At 68.9% G+C, this 6601-nt stretch carries 7 protein-coding genes; 6 read left to right on the plus strand and 1 reads right to left on the minus strand.

The features are described from left to right. The first annotated feature begins 6 nt into the window (after window positions 1-6). The 6 genes from D7Y13_RS13250 (at window position 7) to D7Y13_RS13275 (ending at window position 6069) form a co-directional block, all read left to right on the plus strand. Entirely contained in the window at window positions 7-456 is a 450-nt protein-coding gene (locus D7Y13_RS13250) for a response regulator (RefSeq protein WP_120533161.1), read from the plus strand. Between the two features lie 72 nt (window positions 457-528). Continuing rightward, window positions 529-1074, plus strand: a complete 546-nt coding sequence (locus D7Y13_RS13255; RefSeq protein ID WP_120533153.1) for a YqgE/AlgH family protein — start codon at window positions 529-531, stop codon at window positions 1072-1074. Further along, window positions 1074-1331, plus strand: coding sequence for a BolA family protein (locus D7Y13_RS13260; protein WP_120533154.1), 258 nt, complete (start codon window positions 1074-1076; stop codon window positions 1329-1331). The genes D7Y13_RS13255 and D7Y13_RS13260 overlap by 1 nt, the downstream gene beginning before the upstream one ends. Before the next feature lie 18 nt (window positions 1332-1349). Next, window positions 1350-1667: a Grx4 family monothiol glutaredoxin gene (grxD, locus tag D7Y13_RS13265; protein ID WP_120584110.1), complete on the plus strand. Its 318-nt coding sequence runs from the start codon at window positions 1350-1352 to the stop codon at window positions 1665-1667. Window positions 1668-1768: 101 nt separating this feature from the next. Next, window positions 1769-3190, plus strand: coding sequence for a DUF2914 domain-containing protein (locus D7Y13_RS13270; protein ID WP_120584111.1), 1422 nt, complete (start codon window positions 1769-1771; stop codon window positions 3188-3190). A 170-nt stretch (window positions 3191-3360) separates the two neighbouring features. After that, the gene (locus D7Y13_RS13275; protein ID WP_233595625.1) at window positions 3361-6069 is read left to right on the plus strand and encodes a galactose oxidase-like domain-containing protein; all 2709 of its coding nucleotides are present in this window, start codon (window positions 3361-3363) and stop codon (window positions 6067-6069) included. Window positions 6070-6089: 20 nt separating this feature from the next. On the opposite strand, the gene D7Y13_RS13280 is transcribed toward D7Y13_RS13275, so the two are convergent. Continuing rightward, window positions 6090-6601 (minus strand): RsmE family RNA methyltransferase (locus D7Y13_RS13280; protein WP_147452441.1); only part of this gene is annotated, 512 nt, incomplete at its 5' end.

Raw genomic sequence — 6601 nt, forward strand, 5'->3', positions numbered from 1 at the left:
AACACCATGTCCCTCCCCACGGAAGAAATCCCCCTCTCGCCTGCCCGTGAAGAGCGTCCGCGCGACGACGGACTTCGCAAGGAAGCTGTTCGCCGCTCCGTGCTGGTGGTGGAGGACGACGCCGCCCACCGCGAGCTGCTGGTGGAGATGGTGAGCCAGTGGGGCTACGACGCCATGCCGGTGGGCAGCGCCGAGGAGGCCGAGTTCGCCGTGCGCAACAAGCGCATGGACGCGGCCATCGTGGACGTGTTCCTGCCCGGCCGCAGCGGCACCACGCTCATGTCCAAGCTGCGCGAGCGCTTCCCGCAGGCGGTCCTCATCGGCGTGAGCGCGATGAGCGACGCGGCCACCGCGCGCAAGTGCAAGAGCCTGGGCGCGGACCTGTTCATCGGCAAGCCGCTGAATCCGGACAAGCTGGCCACGGCGCTCAAGTCCAAGCACCACAGCTGGCACTGAAGCCCCGACGCTGAAACAGCGAGGGAGCGGGTTCCGGTTGCACGCCCTGGCCGGACGGTCGATGCTCCCCGTGTGAAGAACCTCGCTTCCGGCTTCCTGCTGGCCATGCCCCAGCTTGGAGACCCGAACTTCTACCGGTCGGTCATCCTGATGATCGAACACGGGGAGACGGGCTCCATGGGGCTCGTCGTGAACCGGGGAGCGCCCCTGACGCTCGGTGAGCTGGCGCGCGGTCAGTCGATGGAGATCTCGACCGACCGCGTGTCGCAATCGGTGTACGTGGGCGGCCCGGTGGAGCCCCAGCGGGGCTTCGTCCTGCACGACGACCCGTCCGTGACGGAGAAGCACGCCGTCATGCCCGGCCTCTTTCTCAGCGTCACCCTGGACGCGCTGGGCCCCCTGCTGCAACGCACCGAGCCGCGCGTGCGCTTCTGCCTGGGCTACGCGGGCTGGGGACCCCGGCAGCTGGAGAGTGAGATCGCCGCGGGCTCGTGGCTGTACGCCGACGCCACCGTGGACGCGGTGCTGGGGACAGAACCGTCGAAGCTGTGGGATGCCACCCTGCGCGGCCTGGGCGTGGACCCGGCCATGCTGGTGATGGGAAAGGGAATGAACTGATGCTCGACGCCGAGACGCTCCGCCGTTACCTCCTCGAGGCCCTGCCGGGCTCCGAGGTGGAGTTGAACGATACGACCGGCACGGGAGACCACTTCGAGGCACGGGTGGTCAGCCCCGCGTTCACGGGCAAGACGATGGTGGAACAGCACCAGCTCGTGTACGCGCCCCTGCAGTCGTGGTTGAAGTCCGGCGAGCTGCATGCGCTCGCGCTCAAGACCTATTCGCCCGAGCAGTGGAAGAAGCTCGGGCCCCGCTGAAGCAAGGAGCAACGTTCCATGGATGAGACGCTCAAGGCCCATTTCGACCAGACGGTGAAGTCGCACCCCATCGTGCTCTTCATGAAGGGCAACGCGCTGTTCCCCCAGTGCGGCTTCTCCGCGCGGGCGCTCCAGATTCTTCAGCCGCTGGGGCCCGTGCACACGGTGGACGTGCTGGCCGACCCGGCGGTGCGCCAGGGCATCAAGGACTACTCCAACTGGCCCACCATTCCGCAGGTCTACATCCACGGGAAGTTCGTGGGCGGCTCGGACATCCTGGCGGAGCTGGCCGAGCGCGACGAGCTGCAGGCCCTGGTCGCCGCCGGCAACACGTAGTCGCAACACCCCGGAGCAGGGGGGCGTGCGGGCCCGGGGGAGACCCGGGCCCCGTCCCCCGCTTAGGATGGGCGGCGGTCGCCTAGAGGGGTTCCGCCGCCGTGCTCACCGTCACACCTCCTGATTCCAAGCCGCAGGACGAGTCCAACGAAGTGCCGGGGGTTCCGGTCGCGGGAGAAACGCCACCGCCCGCGGCGAACGTCGCCGTCGCCACGTCGGCCGCCGTCGTCGATCCGGACGACCTCGTCAGCACGGACAAGACGCCCACGCTGGTGGACCGCGTGCAGGCGTTCCGCGCGAAGTACGAGAAGCAGGAGATGGCCCTCTTCTTCTTCGCGGGCTTTCTCTACGACGTCCTCACGCTGAGCCCCATCGACGACACGCAGACGGTGGTGCAGAACTTCGTCTACCTGCTGCTGCTCGCGGGCCTCCTGCTTTTGGAGCAGCGCTACCAGGAGGGCGCGGAGCCGCCGAAGCTGCTCGCGAAGGTCTGGCGCTTCCGCGAGGACGCGCTGCACTTCCTGCTGGGAAGCCTGCTCAGCGCCTTCACGCTGTTCCTGTTCAAGAGCTCGTCGGGCCTTACGCCCTTGTTGTTCCTCGCGGTCATGTTCTCGCTGCTGGTGGCCAACGAGCTGCCGCGCTTCCGGCAGTTGGGGCCCGTCATCCGCGTGGCCCTCTTCAGCCTGTGCGTGACGCTCTACTTCGCGTCGCTGCTGCCGGTGTTGCTGAGCCGGGTGGGGTGGTGGATCTTCACGCTGTCCGTGGCGCTGGGCTCCGGCAGCATCTACGGCATGCTGCGCGTGCTGAAGCGCTGGCGTCCGGATGAGAAGGCGCTCCTGCGCACGGTGGCGGTGCCGGGCTTCGGCGCGCAGGCGGCGCTGCTCGGGTGCTACTTCCTGGGCGTGATTCCGCCGGTGCCCCTGGCGGTGCAGTACAGCGGCATCTACCACCAGGTGGAGCGCGTCGATAAGCGCGAGTACAACATGACGGGCCTGTACCGCCTGACGTCGGAGGCGCGGCCGTGGTGGAAGGTCTGGACGCTGTGGCACCACGGTGACCAGGACTTCACCGTGCGGCCCGGCGAGCAGCCCATGTACTTCTTCCGCATCTTCGCGCCCAAGGGCTTCGAGCGTTACCGCGTGCGCGTGCGCTGGTACTTCGACCATCCGCAGAAGGGCTGGACGCAGCAGGGCAATGGCTACCTGGCCACGGTGAGCAGCAACGGCACGGAGGGCGGCTACCGCTACTACGCGAAGCCGGGCACCACGCCGAAGCCGGGCGACTGGCGCGTGGTGTTGGAGACGGAGGACGGGCACGAGATCAACCGCCTGGGCTTCACCGTCACGCCCGACACGCGCACCGAGGACCGCCCGACGGTCCAGGACATCTCCGAGCTGAAGGTCATCAAGCCTGTCCGCCTGGAGGAGTTCGAGAAGGCCCATCCGCGCGTGGCTTCGAGCCCCTTGTCGGAACCGCCGCCTCCCGCGCCGGAGCCGGCCCCGCCCGAGGCGGCTCCGGAGTAGCGCTCCGTCGCGACGCGGGCGTGGGGGGCCACGAGGCCTCGCGACGCTCGCGGCTTCCGCCCCCCCCACTGTCCGCCTTTCGTCGTTCCCCCTGTCTGGGGACGCGATGGCGTGCGCGGGGCGCCTGCCTACGATGGGGCGCACTCGCAACCGACAATGGGGGGGGCCTCATGCTCCGTACGTGGCGTCTCGCGGTCCTGGCCGCATGGGCCTTCACGGCGGCCGCCAGGGCACAGGCCCTGGACCCCGCGGTCTCCGGGCAGTGGTCGGCCGTGCGGACCTGGCCCTACTCCGCGGTGCACACCCACCTGCTGCCCACCGGCAAGGTGATGTGGTTCTCCGAGTTCGGAGACGGTGACAACCCGCACCTGTGGGATCCGCAGACCAACGCCCTGACGGCGCTCCCCAAGGCGGGCTTCAACATCTTCTGCGCGGGGCATGCCTTCCTCCCGGACGGCCGGTTGCTCGTCGCGGGCGGGCACATCGCGGACGACGCGGGGCTGCCCTACGCCACCCTCTTCAATCCCTTCACCAACACCTGGACCCGGCTGCCGAACATGAACGCCGGCCGCTGGTACCCCACCGTCACCACGCTGCCCAACGGGGAGCTGCTGGTCATCGGGGGCGCCAAGGAGGACACGAGCAAGAACCTGGTGCCCCAGGTCTGGCAGCCGTCGAAGAACGCGTGGCGCACGCTCAGCGGCGCCAGCCTGGAGCTCATGTACTACCCGTGGATGTTCGTGGCGCCCAACGGCAAGTCGTTCATGGCGGGGTACTGGAAGCCCTCGCGGTTCCTCTCCACCGACAGCACGGGCGCGTGGACCTCCGGGCCCCGCACCCGCTACGCGCACAGCCGCAATGCGGGGAGCGCGGCCCTGTATGAGCCGGGGAAGGTCCTCATCGCCGGAGGCGACAATCCCCCCACGAACAACGTGGAGGTCATCGACCTCAACGCCGCGACGCCCGCCTGGCGCACGGTGGCCCCCATGCGCTACGTGCGCCGTCAGCACAACACCACGCTCCTGCCCGACGGGACGGTGCTCGTCACCGGCGGACACAGCGGCCCCGGGACGGACAACCCCCGGTTCCCCCGCTACGAAACCGAGCTGTGGAACCCCACCAGCGAGACCTGGACCGAGCTGGCCCCCATCTCCGCCTATCGCGGCTACCACTCCACGACCCTGCTCCTTCCGGATGGACGGGTGCTCTCCGCGGGCGGGCGCGGCGTGCGCACCCAGCAGGTGTTCTCTCCGCCCTATCTCTTCAAGGGCGCCAGGCCCACCATCTCCTCCGCGCCCACGTCGGTGGCCTACGGCGAGAACTTCCGGGTCACCACGCCGAACGCGGCGCTCATCTCCAAGGTGTCATGGATCCGGCTGGGCTCCGTCACGCACGCCTTCGACGAGAACCAGCGCTTCCAGTGGCTGAAGTTCACGGCCAGCAGCGGCGCGCTCACCATCACCGCGCCCACCCAGGCGAACACGGCCCCACCGGGCCACTACCTGCTGTTCCTGCTCAACGCCAACCGGGTCCCCTCGGTGGCGAAGATCATCCGCATTGGCGGAACGTCCTCGCAGGACCCGACGGATCCCCCGCCCGACACCGGCTACACCGCGGTGGCCTTCGGTGCGGAGTGGAAATACGACGACCGCAACGTCGACCCGGGGGCCGGTTGGACGGCGCCCACCTTCAACGACGCCGCTTGGAAGAAGGGGCCGGCGCAGCTGGGCTATGGCGACGGCGACGAAGCGACGGCGCTGAGCGCGAGCACTCCGCGCCAGCCCAGCGTCTACTTCCGCCGCAAGTTCATGGTGCACGGCATGGTGGACCAGGCCCGGCTCAAGGTGCTGCACGACGATGGCTTCGTCGTGTGGCTCAACGGCACCCAGGTGTTCTCCAAGCTGGTGAACAACACCGCGCACGGCGCCTATGCCCAGGGCTCCAGCAGCGACAACGCGATGGCCGAGGCCACCCTCCCAGGGGCCCGCTTCGTGATGGGGGAGAACACGCTGGCCGTCATGGTGAAGCAGGCCAACGCCACGTCCAGCGACCTCTCCTTCGACCTGGAACTCAAGGTCACCATGCAGGGCAACGCGCACTCCTCGCTCGTCCTCGAAAGCCCCAACGGCGGAGAGACGCTGCGGCCGGGAAACGTCCAGACGCTGCACTGGATGAGCCATGGCTCGGACTTCCACACCTTGCGGCTCCAGTTCTCACCCGACAACGGGGCGCACTGGACGACCGTCAAGACGGGCATCTCCGACACCGGTTTCTTCGATTGGACGGTGCCGTCCACGCCGACGTCGCAGGGGCTGCTGCGCGTCGGGGATGCGATGCGGCCGGACATCTTCGACCAGACCGACACCGCCTTCACCATCTCCACGAGCCCGAGGTTCCAGGCCGTGGGTTTCGGCGAGTACTGGACCTTCGATGACCGCGGCGTGGACCCAGGCAGCGCCTGGATGGCGCTCGGCTTCGACGACGGCGCGTGGCGGTCGGGCCCGGCCCCCCTGGGGTATGGGGCGGGTGACGAGCACACGGTGCTCGACAAGGCGAACCCCAGTCAGCCGAGCCTCTACTTCCGCAAGAAGCTCACCCTCGGTGAGGCCATCCGCTCCGCCAACGTCCGGGTGCTGCACGACGACGGCGTGGCCCTCTGGGTGAACGGAAAGCTCGTCTACTCCCGGTACATGGAGAACGGCTTCGCCCACGGCACCTTCGCGAGCGGCGTGCTGAAGGAGCCGGTGATCAGCACGGCCACCTTCGATGGCGGCCCCTTCGTGGTGGGGGAGAACATCCTCACGGTGATGGTGAAGCAGGCGAACGGGTCATCCCATGACGCCGCGTTCGACCTGGAGCTGAACCTGGAGACGCGGTAGCGGGGGAGGGCGCGTCGCGGCTACGCGGGCGGCGCCTTGAGCAGCGTCACCTGACCCAGCAGCACCGGCACCGCCGTCTCCACGCGCAGGATGCGGGGGCCCAGGGAGAAGGGCTGGAAGCCGTGGGCCTCCAGCAGCTCGGCTTCGAAGGGCACCCAGCCTCCGTCCGGTCCGATGGCGAGCACCACCCGCCGTGCCTCCGCCACACCCACCTTCTGCAATGGCTGCCGCGCCGGAGGGTGGGGGAGCAGGCGCAGGGCTTCGGTGCCGAAGACCGTGTCCAGCTCGTCCTCGACGAAGGGGCGGAAGCGCTCGCGCACCAGGACCTCCGGCGCGCGTGTGTCGCGGGCCTGCTCCAGGCCCTGGAGGAGCAATTCGCGCACGAAGGCCGCGTCCAGCACCTTGGAGTCGAAGTAGCTCTTCTCCACGCGGGCCGCGTTCACGAGCACCACCCGGTCCACGCCCAGGGACGCCACGGCGGGCAGCACCTTCTTGAGGGCCTTGGGGCGGGGGATGGCCAGCAGCAGGTCCA

Origin of the sequence: Corallococcus praedator (genome assembly GCF_003612125.1) — a bacterium.
Lineage (GTDB): Bacteria > Myxococcota > Myxococcia > Myxococcales > Myxococcaceae > Corallococcus > Corallococcus praedator.

What these genes read in the sequence shown, in the direction of transcription:
- D7Y13_RS13250 (WP_120533161.1), top strand. Translation starts at nt 7, where the DNA reads ATGTCCCTCCCCACGGAAGAAATCCCCCTCTCGCCTGCCCGTGAAGAG.
- D7Y13_RS13260 (WP_120533154.1), top strand. Translation starts at nt 1,074, where the DNA reads ATGCTCGACGCCGAGACGCTCCGCCGTTACCTCCTCGAGGCCCTGCCG.
- grxD (WP_120584110.1), top strand. Translation starts at nt 1,350, where the DNA reads ATGGATGAGACGCTCAAGGCCCATTTCGACCAGACGGTGAAGTCGCAC.
- D7Y13_RS13275 (WP_233595625.1), top strand. Translation starts at nt 3,361, where the DNA reads ATGCTCCGTACGTGGCGTCTCGCGGTCCTGGCCGCATGGGCCTTCACG.